We start from the raw sequence: 19001 nt of genomic DNA on the forward strand, positions 1-19001 counted from the left end.
GGAGGCCCGTCTTCCGTCAGTCCACCTTGTGCTGCGAGGGCATCAGCGCATAGCCGACACCGCGGATGGTGACGATCGGCGCGTCTTTTCCTTCATGCTGCATCTTCTTGCGCAGGCGGGCGATCAGGTTGTCGACCGTATGGCCGCTGATGTCGCGCGGGTCGCGGTTGGAAATCACATCCAGCAGAAAGTCACGGCTCAGCGGCTGCATCTGGCGGGAGGCCAGCGCCACGAGAATGTTGAACTCACCGGCCGTCAGCTCCACCAGCTGACCGTTGGGGCGGAACAATTCGCGCCGCACCACGTCCAGGATCCACCCGTCAAAGGTGATCACCGGCTCGCGCGAGCGGCGCAGCACGCTGCGGATGCGGGCCAGCAGCGTGCGCAGGTTGATCGGCTTGGTGACATAGTCATCCCCGCCCGCATCGAGCCCGGCCAGAACATCATCATCGGAATCCCGCCCCGTGACGAAGATGAGACCGAACCGCTCGCCAAGGCGTAACTGCCGCGCCAGTTCGATGCCGTCCTCGTCCGGCAGATTGACGTCCAGCAGAATGATGTCCGGCTGCAAACCCTGCAACCGGGCCCGCAGATCCGCACCGCTGCCCGCAGCGATCACCGTCATGCCATTATCCTTGAGGAAGCCGGAAATCATCTCCAGGCTTTCGGGGGCATCTTCAACGACAAGGACTGTTGCGGTCATCAGCGTGCTGTCTTCCCGGGCGCGTCAGTTGCCTTGGCGCCTGTATTCGTTTCAAGCTCTGCAATCGCCGCACTAAGTGCGGTTGAAAGCTTATCGATAGCGCCGTTACTTGGCGCGGTTATTTCTGTCAACAAGAGCCCGGCAGCATGCTGGAGGTCAGTATAACCCATGTTGGCCGCACTGCCCTTCACGCGGTGTGCAACACGCTGCAGTTCCACGCTATCACCTTCCGCCTTACGCAAAGCTTGAAGCTGCTCTTTCAAATTCTCAAGGAACAGGATCTTGAGCTGCGCAAGCCGGTCAGGCCCCAGAAGCTGGGCTGGGGCTGTGACCATATGTCCCGCCTCCCCGGACACCACAGGGCCGCTCAGGATCTGCCCCAGTTCTTCCGCCAGATCCTGCACGCGCTTGCCTTCCGCACGGCCGCAATCGAAGACCGCGTCGACCCCAAGCCGCTGCAGTTCATCCAGCGCCGCAGGCCCGCAAGCGCAGGTAACGAGCTGCATGCCGCCTTCACAAAGCTCCTGCGCCGCCGCCACATCGCCCATTCGGCGCGGGAAGAGGATCATCACCGGAAACGGCCGGACAGCCAGGATATGCCGGGCTGCCTTGATGTCCGGGAGCGGAAACACGCGGTAACCAAGGCCCGTGAGACCCTCGGGCAGGCCCGGGGGAACGTCACCTGCAATCAGAATATCGGCGCCCGGCAGGATGTTGAGCGGCCGCATGGGCCGCCGCTCCGCCAAGGAGCGCTCCTGCGCCTGCCTCCGGCTGGCGGCCCGGTGCAGCGTATCGTTCAGAATCTCCGGCCGCACCGGCTTTTCCAGGTGCCCATCCATGCCCGCCTCCTGCGACCGGCGGCGGTCCTCCGGAAGCGCATTGGCCGTCAGCGCGATGATGGGCAGATGGCGGAAGGCCCCGCCCAGCGCCCGGATGGCGCTGCAGGTTTCATATCCGTCCATGCCCGGCATCTGCAGGTCCATCAGCACCACATCAAAGGGCCGTGCCTGCACCAGCTTCAGTGCCTCCTCGCCGCTGTCTGCCACAGTGCAGACATGGCCCTCGCGTTCCAGCAACCCGCTGGCGACCAGCTGGTTCACCGGATTGTCCTCCACCAGAAGGATCGCCAGGCTGCGCAGCGGCACCAGCCCGGAATGGGTGCCGGCATCCAGCTCTGCTGCAGCCGCCTCCAGCGCTCCTTCAAGCGCCCGTGCCATGGGCAGATTGAGCTGAAAACAGCTGCCCTCTCCCTTGATACTGGTCACTGAGACGCTGCCGCCCAGGGCCTCGGCCAGCCGGCGGCAGATGACAAGACCCAGCCCCGAGCCGCCATAGCGGCGGCGGATCGAGGCATCGGCCTGCGAAAAGGGCTGGAACAGGCGCGGCATCTCTTCCTCCGAAATGCCGATGCCCGTATCCCGGACGGAAAAGCGCAGCGGCAGAAGCCCGCGGCCCGCCTGTGTTCCGCCGGACAGCTGCCCCTGCAGGTCCACCGTAATGGTGACAAAGCCCTGCTCCGTGAACTTCACCGCATTGCCGGCCAGATTGAGCAGGATCTGGCGCAGTCTTGCCGGATCCCCCATCACCCTGCGCGGCACATCGGGATGGAAATCCAGACGGACGGAAAGCCCCTTCTCCTGCGCCTTGGAACTGACCAGCGTCACCACATCCTTGAGGATCTGATGCAGGTCCAGCGGCACATTTTCATGTTCCGCCGTTCCCGTCTCCAGTTTGGACAGGTCCAGCACGTCATCCAGAATGGTGGCCAGAGCCTCGGCGGATTGCTGCAGGATTTCCAGCCGCGTGCGGGCGACCGGCGGCAGCTCTTCGGCCTGCGCCAGCCGCACCATGCCGAGCACGCCATTGAGAGGCGTGCGGATCTCATGGCTCATGACTGCAAGGAAGTCAGCCTTTACGCGGGCACCGGCCTCCGCCGCATCCTTGGCCTGGCGCAGCTCCTCATTGATCTGCCGCTCCCGCTCGATATGCAGAAACTCCTCGCGGCGCATTCTGTTCAGCTGCACTCTGGCCACGCTGCCCGCCACGTAAGCCACCGTGATCACCAGGAAGATGGAGGCCAGATCCAGCGGCGTTTCAGGCTGCGGCCGCAACACGCCCCAGAACAGCAGGCTGACCAGCGGCGCATAGGCGCTGGTCAGTGCCACCACCCAGAAGCGCCCAGGCAGATACATTGCCATGGACATGGCGATCAGCGGCAGCAGCAGACCGCCATGGCGGGTCAGCGCCGGATGGTCGAAAATCAGCGCATTGAGAAAGAAGAACGGCAGGATATGCGCATAGGTCAGCACAACGATCCGGTGATGGCTTTCCGCCTTGACCAGAAAGTAAAGCACCACGACACAGAGCACGCCCAGCACCGCCCGGATGCCAAGAAAGAGCAGCAGGCGCGGCTCCTCAAGCATCATGATATCCATCGGCGCGAAGGCCAGGCTGGCAATCGTTGTTGCCCCGACGCAGAGCTTGGCCGTCCCCAGCGTTTCGCGGAGAGACGCCGTGCAATAGGCGTCTTCCTGCTCACGGTTCCGGAATTCACCGGTCCAGCTGAACAGCCGTGATGCAGGAAGGTCCAGGGCGGGTTGCGTACTCATCGAATCGAGCCTGCGCAGGTCTTTAGTTTCCCAAAGACATACCGCCTTATTCGCCCTCGTGCGACGTCAACCCGAAAAACGCCGGAAGTTCAGCCACCTGCCGCCAGTTTCAGCACATCCGCTTCGCTCACCTCCGTCAGCGGCATGTGCAGACGATGCACTTCGATGGGATGCCCCTCGCGCAGCAGGCCGATGACCGTTTCCACATCCGGACAGCCCTCATCGCGGCAGCTCAGCTCAGACAAGGAAATGGCCACACCCTCCTCAAGGGCAAAGGCCGTGCGGACCCAGCCCTTGATCTCGGCGATCTTCTGCGGAATACCGCGCGAACGCGGCTTGAGCGGATTGATGAATGCCGTCATGTGTCAGGCGTCCCGTGTTGGTTTGGGCCCCAGCCCGATTGCACTGCGCAGTCGCTCCATGGCCGAGGGACGGCCGACGAGCACCGCTTCAAACAGGTCCCGGACGGGCTTTTCCTCCAGCTCATCCGTGATGAAGACGAGGCGCCCGCGCCGGTCTTCGCTCGGCCAGGCCTCCAGCTGCACCGCCGGAAACACGGCATGCTGCACCGCATGGATGACCAGCGGCTTGTCCGGCGCATCTTCCAGCGCGATCAATCCCTTGACGCGCAGGAGGCGCGGCCCGGCCGCCTTGACCAGCACATCCATGAAGCGCTTGTAGTTGGCCTCCGCGAACGGCGCATCGGAGGTGAGCACGAAGCTGTTCACCCGCGCGGCGTGGCGGGAAAGGCCGCTCTTGCCATGCGCATGGCCGCCTTCGGCGCTGACCGCCTGATCCATGGCGAGCCAGCCCAGCACATCCTCGCCAAGGCTGGCCGGCTGATAGTTGCGCGGCACGAACAGGCTGTCGAGATCAACACCCTCCCCGTGCCGGTCGATGAGTTCAGCCGCAGGGTTCAGCTGCCGCAGGCCTTCTGCCAGCAGGGCGATATCGCGTTTGCTCGCCGGGTCCTGCGCCAGATCTGTCTTGGTCAGCACGATCCGGTCGGCAAAGGCCACCTGCTTGGCCGCTTCGAAATGGTTCTCCAGCGTGATTTCGCCGGTGATGATGTCCACCGTGGTGACGACACCGGCGAGCACGAAGTGCCGTGCCACCACATGATCACGCAGTCCCATGGCGGGCATGGCGCCGGCCACCAGCTGGTTGACCAGCGGCGCGGGATCGGCAAGGCCCGTGGTTTCGATGATGACGCGGGAGAACGGGGCCACATCGCCGCTCTCCACCGCTTCATACAGCTCGTACAGGGTGGCACGCACATCGGCCCCGGCGGTGCAGCACAGGCAGCCGGTGGAGGTGCGCATCAGCTCGCCCCGGCCCACCCGGACCAGATCATGGTCAATCGGCACCTCGCCGAATTCATTGATGATGACCGCCGTGTCCTGCCCGTTCTCGCGGGTCAGCAACTCCTGCAAGAGCGTGGATTTGCCCGAGCCCAGAAAGCCGGTGAGGACGATAACGGGGATTTTCTGCGTGATCTTTGGCATTCCGTCCCCAATTCCTCGCACCGGCGGCTGCAGCTCACCCTGTCCTGCCTGAAGGCAATCGGCCAGGATCCCGGCTAGAGATAAGCATCTGGCACGCACTGGCAAGCGCGCGCGACGATGTTACATTATTACATGCACTCCGGCGCTGCAAGACGGTCCGGCGCTTGACAACAAGGAGGATCAGGAATTTAGTTCGTCAACCTGACGAACTAAAAGCACCTAATATGTCACCACTCCCGCAGCATCCGGCCACGCATCACGCCGTCTTCCGGCAGCTTCTCTTGGATGGCCCCATGTCCCGGGCTGAACTGGCGCGCCGCTGCGGCTTATCGAAACAGACGCTGACGCTCATCTGCCGGGCGCTGGAGACCGCGGGCCTCATCCGGCAGACCGGCGAGACCGGAGGTCATATCGGGCGGCGCGCCTGCGTTTTCGCGCCCATTGCGGACGCGGCCTGCTGCGCCGTGGTGGATCTGGGCGGCACCAAGGTGGCGGTTGCGCTCTCAACCCTCACCGGCACGCTTCTGCCCGGCCTGACAGAGCCAACGGATGACCGGGGCGGCCAGCACGTCATCACCCAGATCGCGCGCCTGTGCCGGGAAGCGGCTGCGGCTGCAGGGCTTGACTGGAGCCGGGTGCGCCATGCCGTCATCGGTGTGCCCGGCGCACCGGACCTCACGGCAGGCCGGGTGATGATGGCCCCCAACATTCCGGCCTTCGACACATTCGACGTGCGTGCCGCCTTTGCCGAAGCGCTCGGGTGCAGCGTGCAGCTGGAAAATGACGTGAACCTCTCCGCCGAAGGCGAAAGGTGGGCGCTGTCCGCCGCAGCTCCTGTTCTGGACATGGCCTATGTTTCCGTGGGCACCGGCATCGGCTGCGGCCTCATCTGCGATGGCCGGCTCTTGCGCGGCGCCGCGCATGCGGCCGGAGAAATCGCCTTCCTGCCGTTTGGCGCCGATCCCTTTGACCCGCAATCGCGGGACTGCGGCGCGCTGGAGCAGGAAGCAGGCTCCCACGGCATGCGCCGCCGTTACCTTGCCCTGAGCGGTGAAGACATCACCGTGCCGGAGATTTTCGCCCGGGCAGAACAAGGCGATGCCGCCGCCGAAGCCGTTCTGGACGAAACCGCCCGGCTGGCCGCCCGCGCCATTGCCGCCCTTGCCGCCATCACCAACCCCGCCCTTGTGGTGCTGGGCGGCTCGATCGGCGCAAGGCCGGATTTCATCGCCCGCGTCAGCACGCTTCTGCCGCTGTGCCACCCTGCTCCGCCGGAGATCCGCCGCTCGCAGCTCGGCGGCGGCGCCCCGCTGACAGGTGCCGCAAGGCTGGGCCTTCCCCGGCTGATCGAGGCTGCCCTCGGCGGCTGAGCAACGCACCTCGTTCCACAGGCACCCTCCCCCGGATGGCCTCGGTATAAACACGGTTGCTCTTGCGCCGTTTCCCCCGCTACGTTTGCTGCCGGTAAGGCTCACGGGAGGAGACCTTGTGCCCGTGTGGCCATGAGCCAGAAGGCAGTTGCGGCCCCAGCCGTGCTGCATGCCGGACGAAAAGACCGGAACCAAAAGGGAGGCATATTCATGAACCTGATCAAGCGTTCGCTTGGTGCTGCTGCCATCGCTGCCACCGCAATGGGCGTTGCCATGGCCCCGGCCAAGGCCGAATTCATCAACGTGCTCACGGGCGGCACATCCGGCGTCTACTATCCGCTGGGCGTTGCCCTGTCGAAAATCTATGGCGACAAGATCGAAGGCGCCCGCCCGCAGGTGCAGGCCACCAAGGCCTCGGTCGAAAACCTCAACCTGCTCCAGCAAGGCAAGGGCGAGATCGGCTTTGCCCTCGGTGATTCCGTCAAGCTCGCCTGGGAAGGCGATGCCGAGGCCGGTTTCAAGGCGCCCCTGACCAAGCTGCGCGGCATTGCCGCCATCTATCCGAACTACATCCAGATCGTTGCCTCCAAGGACAGCGGCATCACCGATCTGGCCGGCCTGAAGGGCAAGAGCCTGTCCGTGGGTGCGGCCAAGTCCGGCACCGAACTGAATGCCCGCGCCATCTTTGCCGCCGCCGGCATGGGTTACTCGGATCTGTCCAAGACCGAATACCTGCCCTTCGCCGAGTCCGTGGAACTGATGAAGAACCGCCAGCTCGACGCCACCCTGCAGTCCGCAGGCCTTGGCGTTGCCTCGCTGAAGGACCTTGCCACCTCGGTTCCGGTCAACATGGTGGCCGTACCGGAAGATGTGGTCGCAAAACTGGGTGCCCCCTATATCGCCGCCACCATTCCGGCAGGCACCTATGACGGCCAGAGCGCCGATGTGCCGACGGTCGCGGTCGTCAACTTCCTCATCACCCATGAGGATGTCTCGGAAGAAACCGCCTACCAGATGACCAAGCAGCTGTTCGAGAACCTGCCGGAAATGGTCGCCGCCCATGCGGCCGCCCGGGCCATCAGCCTCGACAATGCCCTCACCGGCATGCCCGTGCCGCTGCATCCCGGTGCCGAACGCTACTACAAGGAAAAGGGCCTGATGTAAGGGCCCCGGCTGACGGGGGGAGCGCAGCATCTGCGCTCCCCCTTTTTCCCTTTCCGCATTGCCGCACCCCGCGAAAGTTCGAGCCGCGCATGAGCACACCCCTCTCTCCGCAGACCCAGATTGCTGCGCCTCAGGAAGACCCGCATGGCGCTGGCTTTCAGGAAGGCTTTGAAGGCCGCCTGCTGTTCTGGATCGCCTTTGCCTTTTCCGCCTTCCAGATCGCCACGGCCGCCCATGTCATCGACCTGCCGAGCCAGATCGTGCGCGCGGTGCATGTCGGCTTTCTCGGCCTGCTGACCTTCCCGCTGGTCGCCGCCGCCCGGCATGACAAGCTGCCGGTGCGCATCGCCGCCTGGCTGATGGCTTTCGCCGCCGTTTCCGTCGCGGCCTACCAGTGGTGGGATTACACGGACCTTCTGATCCGGGCAGGCGACCCGCTGCCGCGGGATCTGGCAATGGGAGTCGTCGCGCTCGTCACGGTCTTTGCCGCCGCCTGGGCCATGATGGGGCTGGCGCTGCCCATCATTGCGGGGCTGTTTCTCGCCTACTGCCTATTCGGTCAGTATCTGCCCGCGCCGCTGGACCATCGCGGCTACGATTTTGCGCAGGTTGTCGAGCACATGACCTATGGCACGGAAGGCATCTACGGCATTCCGGTCTATGTCAGCTCCAGCTTCATCTTCCTGTTCATCCTCTTCGGCTCCTTCCTGGAGCGGGCCGGGATGATCAAGCTTTTCACCGATGTCAGCCTCGGCCTCGTCGGCCATGCCACGGGCGGGGCCGCCAAGGTGTCGGTCATTTCCTCAGGGCTTATGGGCACGATTTCCGGCTCGGGCGTTGCCAATGTGGTCACCACCGGCCAGTTCACCATTCCCCTGATGAAGCGCTTCGGCTACCGCCCGGCCTTTGCCGGTGGTGTGGAGGCCACATCCTCCATGGGTGGCCAGATCATGCCGCCGGTCATGGGCGCGGTGGCCTTCATCATGGCCGAAACGCTGGGCGTCGAATATTACGAGGTGGTGCAGGCGGCCCTCATTCCTGCCGTGCTCTATTTCGCCTCTGCCTTCTGGATGGTGCATCTGGAAGCGGGCAAGCGGAACCTGCGCGGCCTGCCGAAGGACGAACTGCCCTCCGCCGTGAAGGCGCTGAAGGAAGGCTGGTTCCTGCTGCTGCCGCTCGGCGTGCTGGTCTATCTCCTTTTCGGCGGCTACACGCCGCTCTTCGCCGGCACCATTGGTCTGGGACTGACCGTCCTGCTGATCCTCGGCGGCTCCGTTGCCCTCGGCCTGCCGCAGGGTGTCATCCGCACGATCTTTTGGATCGGCCTCGGGCTGACGGGGGCTGCCTTCTTCTCCCTCGGCATCAAGGTGCTGCTGATCGCCATTTCGGCGCTCATTCTCCTCAACATCTTCACCAAGGGCGGGCGCAACACGCTGGCCCTGTGCCGCGACAGCCTTGGAGAAGGCGCCCGCACCGCCCTGCCCGTGGGCGTCGCCTGTGCCCTCGTCGGCATCATCATCGGCACCATGACGCTGACGGGCGCGGCCACCACCTTCGGCCAGTTCATCGTCAGCGTCGGCCAGAACAGCCTGTTCCTCTCGCTGCTTCTGACGATGATCACCTGCATCGTGCTGGGCATGGGCATTCCGACCATCCCGAACTACATCATCACCTCGTCCATCGCAGGCCCTGCCCTGCTGGAACTCGGCGTGCCGCTGATCGTCAGCCACATGTTCGTGTTCTATTTCGGCATCCTCGCCGACCTCACCCCGCCCGTTGCGCTCGCCTGCTTTGCCGCAAGCCCCATCGCCAAGGAAAGCGGGCTGAAGATCTCCTTCGAGGCCGTGAAAGTGGCGGCAGCCGGGTTCGTCATCCCCTTCATGGCCGTCTATACCCCGGCCCTGATGCTGCAGGATGGCGGGGCGCTGGCAGAAAGCATCGGCTATGTCCCGGCGGTGATCTACATCGTCCTCAAGGTCGCCATTGCCATCAGCCTGTGGGGCGCAGCCGTCATCGGCTGGCTCGGCGTGCCGCTGGCCTGGTGGATGCGGGTGCTTGCCATCGCCTCGGCCTTCACGCTGGTGGCGGCCCTGCCGGTCACGGATGAAGTGGGGCTGGGGCTCTTCGCCCTCTTCGCCTTCCTCGTCTGGAGGGCCAACATGGCGGCAGGCAAGAAGGCCACCCCGAACGCAGGCACATGAGCGCCTGCCTTCTGGCCGGAGCGCTGACGCTCAGCCTCTCCGGCCCCTTCACGCTGGAATGGACCCACTCCGTCGAAAAGACGCAGTGGCAGGAAACCTGGGTGGTGACGCAGGACGGCCTCAAACTTCAGGAGGCCCGCGTGCGCGGCTCGGGCGCAGGCATGGAACCGGGCGATGGCGCCCGGCTTCAGGACGGCTGGTGGATCTGGACACCCACCCTGCCGCCGCAACCGGAACTTCTGCTCGCAGCCTCCGGTGCCACCGTCTCCGGCTGGACCCTCTGCGCAAACGGCACCTGCCACACGATCGGTGCCGATGCCTCGGAACCGGTCAGGATTGCGCCGTGTGAGCAGGGGGAGGCATTCCTGCCAATCTGAATAGAGCACCCGGCACAGCGTTTCAGCCCCCCTCCCCCTCGTGGGGAGGGGTTAGGGGTGGGGAGTCCCCCCCCACCATTTAGCAAGTGGCTTTCGTGGCGTGATTTGCGTTGAAGGCCGTTCCTGTTGTGAGCATGGCGCATGCGACGGCGAGGAGACGGTCTGCGACGGAACGGAGTGCGCGTGCGTGATTGTGGCCTCGTTTCCTGAGGGCGGTGTACCTGTCGCGGCTGACCGGGTCGTGCTGGGTGGCGACGCGTGCCCAGTGGTAGACTGCGTTTCGCAACCGGCCATCGGCGGCCTGGCGCATGACGACGATGCGGCTCTTGCCGGAGCGCCGGGTGACGGGTGCGACGCCGGACAGGCATCGCAGAGCGTGATAATCTCTTCGCCGCAGGGCTTCGTAGGCTTCTGCGAGCAGCGTGGCGATGACGATCCTTCCGACGCCCGGCAAGGTTCGCAGGATCGTCACGTCATGCTGCTCAGGGATTTGCCCCGGCCCGGTCTCCCGGCCGTCCCCCTCTCCGTCCGTGGCCCCGTCCCCGGCCCCGGCGAGGCGGGCGGTCAACCGGTCGAGGCGGTCATCGGCGCTTGCGATCTCGCGATTGACGAGCTGGAGCCGCTTGGCGACGGACGCCAGATGGTCCACCGCTGCACTCTGCGTTTCGGGCGCGACAGTCAGCGCGGGTGCACGCAGCCGGCCGAGGGCTTCAGCCGCGCAGATGCGGCGGATGCGATGCTTCTTCAAGAGCCGCTCGACGGTGAGCTCGCGGACGCGGGCAGCCTTGCCGGGTGTTGGAACGAGCGCCCAGAGCTCCAGGAACCAGGGCGCAGCGGCGTCATCGGTCAATTCCAGCATCTGCGGATAGTAACGCCAGAGAAGCTCGCGGACGCGGTTGCCGAGCCGGTTACGGTCATGCCGCAGGTCCTCGGCGATGCGCGACCACTCGCGCAATTCCACGACGGCCGGGTCGAGTGGCTCCAGGCGCCGGAGGCAGCGCGGATCGGTCCTGAGCGCACTCGCCAGCACCTCCGCGTCCCGGCTGTCGTCCTTGGCGCCAGCGGGCGAGAAGCGGTCGCGGAAGCGGTCGAGAAGCGGTCGAGAAGCGGTCGCGGAAGCGGTCGAGAAGCGGTCGCGGAAGCGGTCGAGCTGCTTGGGGTTGATGGCGTGGACGGGAAAGCCACGCTCCATCAGCCCCTCGACGACGGGACCATGCGGCACCTCGATGGCCACGGGGACCTTCGCTGGCGCCGCTCCCGTGTGCCTGCCGATCCAGGCCGTCATCTCCGCCATGCCTTCCCCGCCATGAGGAAAGCCACGCTCGGCAATCTTGCGGCCGCGGGCATCGATGAGAACAACGTGGTGCGTCTGCGATGCCCAGTCGACGCCCACGAACCAGTCCGGCCGATCCTCGTCCATGACGATCTCCTCAAGTCATCCTCGAGCCGCCGCGATGCCTGCCGATCCCTGTACTGGCGCTCGATGGCGCGGACTCCCCACAAGGCATCCACCACGGCCTCCTGCCGGGGCACAGGTCCCCCCCAGGTGCTCAAGGCACAGGGGCGATAGGTTGCTCCCGGCAGGCTCGCCCGATCCGAACAGCCTACGACAAAGCAGAACGGATCGCGATAAGTGGTACAGGGGGCTTCTCTGGCGGGCAGGGTATTCACCGGTTCTGCGGAGCCGCTCCTCTTGATGCTTCTTCAGAAAAAGGTTCAGTTTTCAAACCCTTGCAGGCGCAGCCCCCCACCCCTTACCCCTCCCCACCAGGGGGAGGGGGGCGGAGAGGTCCTGCCACAAACCTAAAGCATCACGGGGGCTTCTTTTCGAAACAGACATGTGCATCTGCGAGAGAAAACAGCCAAAACCTAGCTGGGACGCTCCCTATTCCTCACTTCACCATGTCGCGCTGGTAGATCCAGTCGTGGTCCGGGTGGTTCTTGAAGCGCCACTTGCGCAAGGGGCCGGCCATGACGTTGAGATAATACATCTCGTAGCCATAAGGCGAGCCGCAGGGGTGGTGGCCTTTGGGGACCAGAACCACGTCGTGGTTGGAAACGGCCATCGTCTCGTCGAGGGAGCCGTCCTCGGTGAAGACACGCTGGATACCGAAGCCCTGCGCCGGGTTGAGCCGATGGTAATAGGTCTCTTCCAGATAGGTCATGTCCGGATAGTTGTCCTCGTCATGCCGGTGCGGCGGATAGGAGGACCAATGGCCGGAGGGGGTGAAGACTTCCGTCACCAGCAGGCTGCCGGCCACATCGCGCCCCTCCATGGCGATGTTGTGAATGTAGCGCGTGTTGGTGCCCTGCCCGCGCTGGTCGAGCTGGATGCCATCCGGCCCCAGCACCTGCGCTTCATGGGTGCCCTTGCCCGGTGCCGAGCAGACGGCCAGCGTCAGATCCGTGGTGGCGGTGACGGCCCAGTCCGACTGGTCCGGCACATAGAGGCAGGCGGGCGGCAGGCGCTCGAACACGTCCATGCGCAGGCCCATCTCGCCGAAGTCCTTGCCCGATGCGGAAAGACGGGCCTTGCCCTCGACCAGCACGAGGATGACTTCACGTCCGCCGGTGGCCTCACCAACAGTCTCGCCCGCCTTCAGTCGGTAAAGATCAAATCCCACATAGCCCCAGCCGGCGCTTTCCGGCGTGATGGCGTGGGTCTTGCCGTGGGTGCCTTGCGGCTTTCTCAGAAGCTTGCTCATGCCGTTCCGTCTCCGCCCTGTTGCGGCTTGTAGGTGATGATCAGCGCCCATGCGGCATAGGCCGCAATGGCCGCGAAGAACAGCGCCCAGCCGGTGGAGCCGTTCCAGTATTCAAACCCGGCCCAGCCAGCCGCAACCACCACAATGGCAATGCGCCGCCACAGCGGGCCGTAGAAGGAATGGGTCGGGTCAATAATCTTCATCAAGGTCTCTTTGCTGCCTGGGATCAGGGGAAAGCGGGAACGCCGAGCGTAGCAGATGGCAGGGGCCTGTGCTGAAACATATATGGTTTAAAGCTTCCTGCCGTGTTTCCCTAGCTCTGCCTTTTGCCGCAGCACCCCTCTCCCCCTTTTTACTGCATGCATACATCGTACCTGAAGCCGAAGGTAACCTCGGTGAAAGTCTGAATCCTGATCACTCAGGCACGGCGCCTCCGCTCCCCTCCCCCTCGTGGGGAGGGGTTAGGGGTGGGGGGAAAGCCTTTCCGTCTGGCAAAGCATCCATTGACCAGAGACAGCTGCTCCTCCTGACGCCTCTTCAAGAAATCATATATACTTCAGATAGTTGTGGGATCATACCCCCACCCCTTACCCCTCCCCACGAGGGGGAGGGGGGCGGAGAGGCCCTGCCATAGATCAAACGCATCACTGCGGGCAATCTCCGGACCTGATATGTAGATCCGGCAGCCCCCTCCATCACCTGCCCTTGTCGAGCCCAGCCTCGCGGGCGAAGCTGCGCAGGGCGTTGAAGCCCATGCTCTGGTACTCGAAGGGATTGCGAACGCTCGGGTCCTGCTCGGCCTCGATGACAAGCCAGCCTTCGTAGCCGTGCGCGGCTGCACTCTTCAGCACGGGCAGGAAATCGACGCCGCCTTCCGCATCGCCCGGCACGGTGAAGACACCGCGGCGCACGCCTTCGAGGAAGGAGAGGTTTTCCTCACGCACCTGACGCATGATGTCCGGCCGCACGTTCTTGGCATGGATATGGCGCACGCGGGCCATGTGGCGCTCGGCCACTGCTGCCGGATTGCCGCCGCCGAAGTAGCAATGGCCCGTGTCGAACAGCAGCTTGGTGGCCGGTCCCGTGTGCTGCATGAACAGGTCGATTTCCGCCTCGCTCTCCACCACCGTGCCCATGTGGTGGTGATAGACCAGCGTGATGCCCTGCTCTGCCGCAAAGGCCGCCAGCGCCTCGACGCCCCGGCCGAAGTCCGCCCATTCGGAAGCGGCCAGCACCGGCTTGTTGTTCACCGGCACGCCGTCATTGCCATGAATGGCATTGGAGGTTTCGCAGGTGATGATCACCTTCGAACCCACCGCCTTCAGCAGGTCGAGGAAGGGCTGCATCGCCGCCTTCTCGTCCTCGACGGAGTTGGTCAGAAGGTTCAGCGAATGCCAGCCCGAGATGTATTTCAGGCCGCGTCCGCCCAGCTCCTTGGCGATGCCTTCCGGCGTCGCGGGCAGCTTGTGGCCCTTCTCGATGCCGTCGAAGCCGATCTTGGCGGTTTCGTCGAGGCACTGCTCAAGCGAAATATGGGCGCCGAGGGTCTGGTCGTCGTCGTTGGACCAGGCAATAGGGTTGGTGCCATAGAGGATCATGGTTCAGTTTCTTTCCTGAAGCGAACGTTCGTAGGACTCGCGCGCCGCCCGCACTTCGGCACGGGCGGAAACTTCCGGCACCGCCACATCCCACCAGTGGCCGCCATGGGGCGTGGAAGGATAGGGATCGGTGTCGATGACCACCACAAACGGGCCGCTTGCCGTCTTCGCTTCGGCAAGGGCTGCCTCCAGCTCCGCAATGGACCCGGCCTTCACCGCCTTCGCCCCCATGGCACCTGCATGGGCGACGAAGTCGATATGGCTGGGGTTGGTGTGGTTGGTGTGGTCGAGAAGGTTGTTGAACTCGGCTCCGCCGGTGCCCATCTGCAGCCGGTTGATGCAGCCGTAGCCCCGGTTGTCGGTGATGACGACGGTGATCTTCTGGCCCAGCATCACGGCGCTGGCGAGTTCGGAATTCATCATCATGTAGCTGCCGTCGCCGACCATGCAGATGACGTCGCGCTCCGGCTCGGCCATCTTGATGCCCAGCGCTCCGGCGATCTCATAGCCCATGCAAGAGAAGCCGTATTCCATGTGGTAGGACATGGGGCGGCTCGCCTTCCACAGCTTGTGCAATTCGCCCGGCATGGTGCCGGCGGCGCACATCACCACCGTATCGGGACCAGCGGCACGCTGCACGGCGCCGATGACCTGCTGATCCGTGGGCAGGCCGTTAGCATCCGCTTCCGGCGCAGCCGTCAGCGGATCGACCTTGGCAAACCAGTCCGCCTTGAGGCTTGCGGCAACGACCGGGCCCTTGTGGGCACCCAGCTGCGCTGACAATTCGCCAAGGCAGACGCGGGCATCGCCCTGCAGCGGCACCGCGCCATGCTTCATGGCGTCATAGGCTGCGACGTTGATGGAGACGAGCTTGCGCGCCGGATTGCGGAACAGGCCCCAGGAGCCGGTGGTGAAATCCTGAAAACGGGTGCCAACGCCGATAACGAGATCGGCATCCTTCGCGGCGCTGTTGGCGCTTTCCGATCCGGTGACGCCGACCGGGCCAAGGTTGAGCGGATGATCCCACGGCAGGGCCGACTTGCCCGCCTGGCTTTCCGCCACGGGGATCTGATGCGCCTCGGCAAAGGCCTTCAGCGCTTCCGTCGCGCCGGAATAATGCACGCCGCCGCCTGCGATCAGCACCGGCTTTTTCGCGGCGCGGATCAGGGCCACCACTTCGGCCAGTTCCGCCTCGTCCGGGCGCTGGCGGCGCTGGCGCCAGACGCGGGGGGCGAAGAACTCTTCCGGCCAGTCATAGGCTTCCGCCTGCACATCCTGACAGAAGGCAAGCGTCACCGGGCCGCAATCGGCCGGATCGGTCATCACCGCCATGGCGCGCGGCAGGGCCGTCAGCAGCTGCTCTGGCCGCATGATGCGGTCGAAATAGCGCGAGACCGGGCGGAAGCAGTCGTTGGCGCTGATGGTGCCGTCGCCAAAATCCTCGATCTGCTGCAGCACCGGGTCCGGCCCGCGATTGGCGAAGACATCGCCCGGCACGAACAGCACCGGCAGCCGGTTAACATGGGCCAGCGCTGCCGCCGTCACCATGTTGGTGGCGCCGGGGCCGATGGAGGAAGTCACCGCCATGGCCCGGCGGCGGCCAAGCTGCTTGGCATAGGCGATGGCCGCATGGGCCATGCCCTGCTCGTTGTGGCCCCGCCACGTGGGCAGCGTGTCGCGCACGCCGTACAGCGCTTCACCAATGCCGGCCACATTGCCATGGCCGAAGATGGCCCAGACACCGGCGATGAAGGGCACGCCGTCTTCGGTCATCTGGCTGGAAAGCCAGCGCACCATGGCCTGGGCGGCAGTCAGTCTTACCTTGCTCATGCCGCAACTCCCGTTGCACCGCGTGCCGCATCCCATGTGGCGGACAGGCGGGCGAATTTTCCGGCCATCTGTGCGATGGCCTCAGCATCCGTCATGGTTCCGGCGAGCCAGCCGCGTGCCGCCTCGCTGTAGATGGTACGCCCCACCGCAAAGCCCTTGACCAGATCATGCTGGGCAGCCGTGGCAAAGCAGGCCGCAAGCTCGTCCTCCGGCGCGTCAAGACCGAGCACCACGATGCCGCGCACACGCGGATCATAGGCCTTGATCATGTCACAGGTGCGCTTCCAGGCAGCATCGGAGCGCATTGGCTCCAGTTTCCACCAGTCCGGATAAACACCCAGCTTGTAGAAGCGCTCGATGATACGGGCGGTCGTTTCGTCATCCACCGGGCCAACCTTGGAGGGGATGACCTCAAGCAGGAATTCCAGCCGGTTGCGGCGGGCGGCGGCAAACAGGCGCTGGATCACCGCTTCCTGCTCTGCCCACAGGGCCGCATCGTCCTCCGGATGGCAGAAGCACAGAACCTTGACCACATGCTCCAGCGGCCACTCGGCGAGCCCGCCATAGTCCGGCCCCAGCTCCGGCTCCAGCGTCAGCGGACGCGAGCCGGGCCACTCGACCGGACGGCCGATCCACAGCCCCTTGCCCGCCGCCTGATGCAGCGCATCGCGGCCAAGGCGGTTGTCGCACAGAAGGCCGTACCCGGTCTTGCCGGCAGCCACTTCTTCCACGGCGGCAAGGCAGAGCTTCTTGAAGGCGCCGATCTTCTCCGGCGTTGCCCCCGGCAGCTCCTCCATCTGACGGCGGTGGTCGAAGGCAAAGACATGCATCGACGGCCAGTCATAGGAGCGGTTGGTGGACCAGTGCACCTGCTCCAGCTCCGCATCCTTGCGCAGCGCTGGCGTGACGACGCCGCGCTTCAGGAAGAACTGCAGCTCCTCCCAGGACGGATAGGCCGGCGTGCAGCCATGGCGCGACACGGCAAAGGCACCGCAGGCATTGGCATAGGTCAGCGCACGCGGCCAGGTCTCGCCGTCGAGCCAGCCCTTCAGCAGGCCCGCCATGAAGCCGTCGCCCGCGCCCAGCACGTTGAACACCTCGATGGGAAAGCCCGGCCCAGCCTCGCCTTCATCCAGCGTATCGGGAATGGCCCCGGCAAAGGCGGCAGCGCCCATGGGCCCGCGCTTGCAGATCAGCGTCGCCCCCGTCAGCGCCCGCACGGCGCGCAGCGCCTCGATGGTGTTGGTGGAGCCGCCTGCAATGTGGAACTCTTCTTCCGTGCCGACGATCAGATCGAACAGGGAAAGGTGCTGCTGCAGGCGGGCCGTCACCTTGGCCGAAGCAATGAAGCGGTTCTCGCCGTCGCCATGGCCGGACAGGCCCCAGAGGTTGGGGCGGTAATCAATGTCGAGTGCCGTCTGGCCGCCGCTTTCGCGGGCAAGGCGCAGGGCCTTCAGCACGGCAGCTTCGGTGCGCGGATGGGACAGGTGCGTGCCGGTGGCCACCACCGCCCTTGCGCTGGCGATATATGCGGGGTCGATGTCGTCCTCGCAGATCGCCATGTCGGCGCAGTTCTCGCGGTAGAAGATCAGCGGGAACTGCTTGTCGTCACGGATGCCCAGCAGCACGAGGGCGGTGAGGCGTTCCGGGTCGGTCTTCACGCCCGTCACGTCCACGCCCTCGCGCACCAGTTGTTCGCGGATGAAGCGGCCCATGTGCTCATCCCCCACGCGGGTGATGAGGCCAGCCTTGAGGCCAAGCCGCGCGGAACCGGCGGCAATGTTGGTGGGCGAGCCTCCGATATATTTCTGGAAGCTGCCCATATCCTCAAGACGGCCACCCACCTGGGAGCCATAGAGATCGACCGAGGACCGGCCGATGGTGATGAGATCGAGGGTCTTGCTCATCCGCGTTGGTCCTTCAGCCCGTGATTTCCGAGAGGCGCACGGCACGCCCTTCCGCAACCGACTTCAGCGCCGCTTCCGCCAGAGCCAGTGCCTTCAGCCCGTCCTCGCCCGTGGTGGGCGGCACGGATTTGTCCGTCACGGCCTTGATGAAGGCGGTGATCTCGGCGGCATAGGCTGCCGTGTAGCGGGTCATGAAGAAGTCGAGCAGCGGCGGCTTGTGATAGCCGCTGGCATCAGCCACCTCGATGTTGGCTTCGCGCAGGTTCTCGGCAGCCACCATGCCCTTGGCACCCAGCACCTCGATGCGCTGGTCATAGCCATAGACCGCGCGGCGGGTGTTGGTGATGATCGCCTGTCGGCCCGACGCAGTGCGCAGGATGATGTTGACGCTGTCAAAATCACCGCGCTTGCCGATTTCCGGATCGACCAGAACGGAGGCAGAAGCCATCACCGTTTCCACTTCCTCGCCCAGCAGCCAGCGGGCCACGTCGAAGTCATGGATGGTCATGTCACGGAAGATGCCGCCCGAGCGGGAGATGTACTCATACGGAGGGGGCGAAGGATCGCGGGAGGTGATCGTCACCATCTCCACATCGCCAATGCGGCCGCTGTCGATGGTGGCCTTGAGCGCGGCGAAATGCGGATCGAAGCGGCGGTTGAAGCCGACCATCAGCGTCGCGCCGGTTTCCTTCACCGTCTTCAGGCAGTCCTTGACGCGCTGGACGTTCAGGTCCACCGGCTTTTCGCAGAAGATGCCCTTGCCGGCGCGGGCGAAGCGCTCGATCAGGTCTGCGTGGGTGTCGGTCGGGGTGCAGATGATGACCGCATCCACATCCTTTGCCGCTTCAATCTCGTCGATGGTGCGGATGGAGCAGCCATGCTCCGCCGCCAGCGACTGAGCCGCCGCTGCGATGGGATCGGCCACGGCAATCAGCGTGGCTCCTTCCGTCGCGGCGATCGCCTTGGCATGGACGCGGCCAATCCGCCCTGCCCCCAATACTGCGAAACGCATTGTCATGTCGGTCTTTCCTA

15 protein-coding genes are annotated in these 19001 nt (G+C 64.8%); 4 read left to right on the top strand and 11 right to left on the bottom strand.

Translation table 11 applies throughout. From position 1 onward, the window contains the following. Window positions 1-16: 16 nt before the first annotated feature. The 4 genes from ACVNHC_RS17225 to ACVNHC_RS17240 form a co-directional block, all read right to left on the bottom strand. Entirely contained in the window at window positions 17-703 is a 687-nt protein-coding gene (locus tag ACVNHC_RS17225) for a response regulator transcription factor (protein WP_050475244.1), read from the bottom strand. Continuing rightward, window positions 703-3312: an ATP-binding protein gene (locus ACVNHC_RS17230; RefSeq protein WP_457168292.1), complete on the bottom strand. Its 2610-nt coding sequence runs from the start codon at window positions 3310-3312 to the stop codon at window positions 703-705. The genes ACVNHC_RS17225 and ACVNHC_RS17230 overlap by 1 nt, the downstream gene beginning before the upstream one ends. Before the next feature lie 89 nt (window positions 3313-3401). Continuing rightward, window positions 3402-3674: a hypothetical protein gene (locus ACVNHC_RS17235; protein WP_050475242.1), complete on the bottom strand. Its 273-nt coding sequence runs from the start codon at window positions 3672-3674 to the stop codon at window positions 3402-3404. Between the two features lie 3 nt (window positions 3675-3677). Further along, on the bottom strand, window positions 3678-4817 hold the full coding sequence (locus tag ACVNHC_RS17240; protein ID WP_457168294.1) for a CobW family GTP-binding protein: 1140 nt from the start codon (window positions 4815-4817) through the stop codon (window positions 3678-3680). Between the two features lie 224 nt (window positions 4818-5041). Here ACVNHC_RS17240 and ACVNHC_RS17245 point away from each other — a divergent pair, with 224 nt between their 5' ends. From ACVNHC_RS17245 to ACVNHC_RS17260, 4 genes are all read left to right on the top strand, one after another. Further along, complete coding sequence (locus tag ACVNHC_RS17245) at window positions 5042-6187, top strand: ROK family transcriptional regulator (RefSeq protein ID WP_457168296.1); 1146 nt, start codon at window positions 5042-5044, stop codon at window positions 6185-6187. A gap of 210 nt (window positions 6188-6397) precedes the next feature. Next, window positions 6398-7351, top strand: a complete 954-nt coding sequence (locus ACVNHC_RS17250) for a TAXI family TRAP transporter solute-binding subunit (protein WP_123195100.1) — start codon at window positions 6398-6400, stop codon at window positions 7349-7351. 89 nt (window positions 7352-7440) lie between these two features. Then, window positions 7441-9552, top strand: coding sequence for a TRAP transporter permease (locus ACVNHC_RS17255; RefSeq protein ID WP_457168298.1), 2112 nt, complete (start codon window positions 7441-7443; stop codon window positions 9550-9552). After that, window positions 9549-9929, top strand: coding sequence for a DUF1850 domain-containing protein (locus ACVNHC_RS17260; protein WP_457168300.1), 381 nt, complete (start codon window positions 9549-9551; stop codon window positions 9927-9929). Before ACVNHC_RS17255 ends, ACVNHC_RS17260 begins: the two co-directional genes overlap by 4 nt. Before the next feature lie 79 nt (window positions 9930-10008). Here ACVNHC_RS17260 and ACVNHC_RS17265 read toward each other — a convergent pair whose 3' ends face one another. From ACVNHC_RS17265 to iolG, 7 genes are all read right to left on the bottom strand, one after another. After that, entirely contained in the window at window positions 10009-11349 is a 1341-nt protein-coding gene (locus ACVNHC_RS17265) for an IS110 family RNA-guided transposase (RefSeq protein WP_457168302.1), read from the bottom strand. A gap of 472 nt (window positions 11350-11821) precedes the next feature. Next, the gene (gene iolB, locus ACVNHC_RS17270) at window positions 11822-12634 is read right to left on the bottom strand and encodes a 5-deoxy-glucuronate isomerase (RefSeq protein WP_409842007.1); all 813 of its coding nucleotides are present in this window, start codon (window positions 12632-12634) and stop codon (window positions 11822-11824) included. After that, window positions 12631-12837 carry a hypothetical protein gene (locus tag ACVNHC_RS17275; RefSeq protein ID WP_050475236.1) on the bottom strand — a complete coding sequence of 69 codons (207 nt, stop codon included), beginning with the start codon at window positions 12835-12837 and terminating at the stop codon, window positions 12631-12633. The genes iolB and ACVNHC_RS17275 overlap by 4 nt, the downstream gene beginning before the upstream one ends. Window positions 12838-13329: 492 nt before the next feature. Further along, complete coding sequence (gene iolE, locus ACVNHC_RS17280) at window positions 13330-14232, bottom strand: myo-inosose-2 dehydratase (protein WP_457168305.1); 903 nt, start codon at window positions 14230-14232, stop codon at window positions 13330-13332. 3 nt (window positions 14233-14235) lie between these two features. Then, on the bottom strand, window positions 14236-16062 hold the full coding sequence (gene iolD, locus ACVNHC_RS17285) for a 3D-(3,5/4)-trihydroxycyclohexane-1,2-dione acylhydrolase (decyclizing) (RefSeq protein WP_457168307.1): 1827 nt from the start codon (window positions 16060-16062) through the stop codon (window positions 14236-14238). Continuing rightward, a complete protein-coding gene (locus ACVNHC_RS17290; protein ID WP_457168309.1) occupies window positions 16059-17969 on the bottom strand; it encodes a bifunctional 5-dehydro-2-deoxygluconokinase/5-dehydro-2-deoxyphosphogluconate aldolase in 1911 nt (636 codons plus the stop codon). Before ACVNHC_RS17290 ends, iolD begins: the two co-directional genes overlap by 4 nt. A gap of 13 nt (window positions 17970-17982) precedes the next feature. Continuing rightward, entirely contained in the window at window positions 17983-18987 is a 1005-nt protein-coding gene (gene iolG, locus ACVNHC_RS17295) for an inositol 2-dehydrogenase (protein ID WP_374631025.1), read from the bottom strand. Window positions 18988-19001 lie beyond the last annotated feature (14 nt).

Source organism: Pannonibacter sp. Q-1 (genome assembly GCF_054073275.1).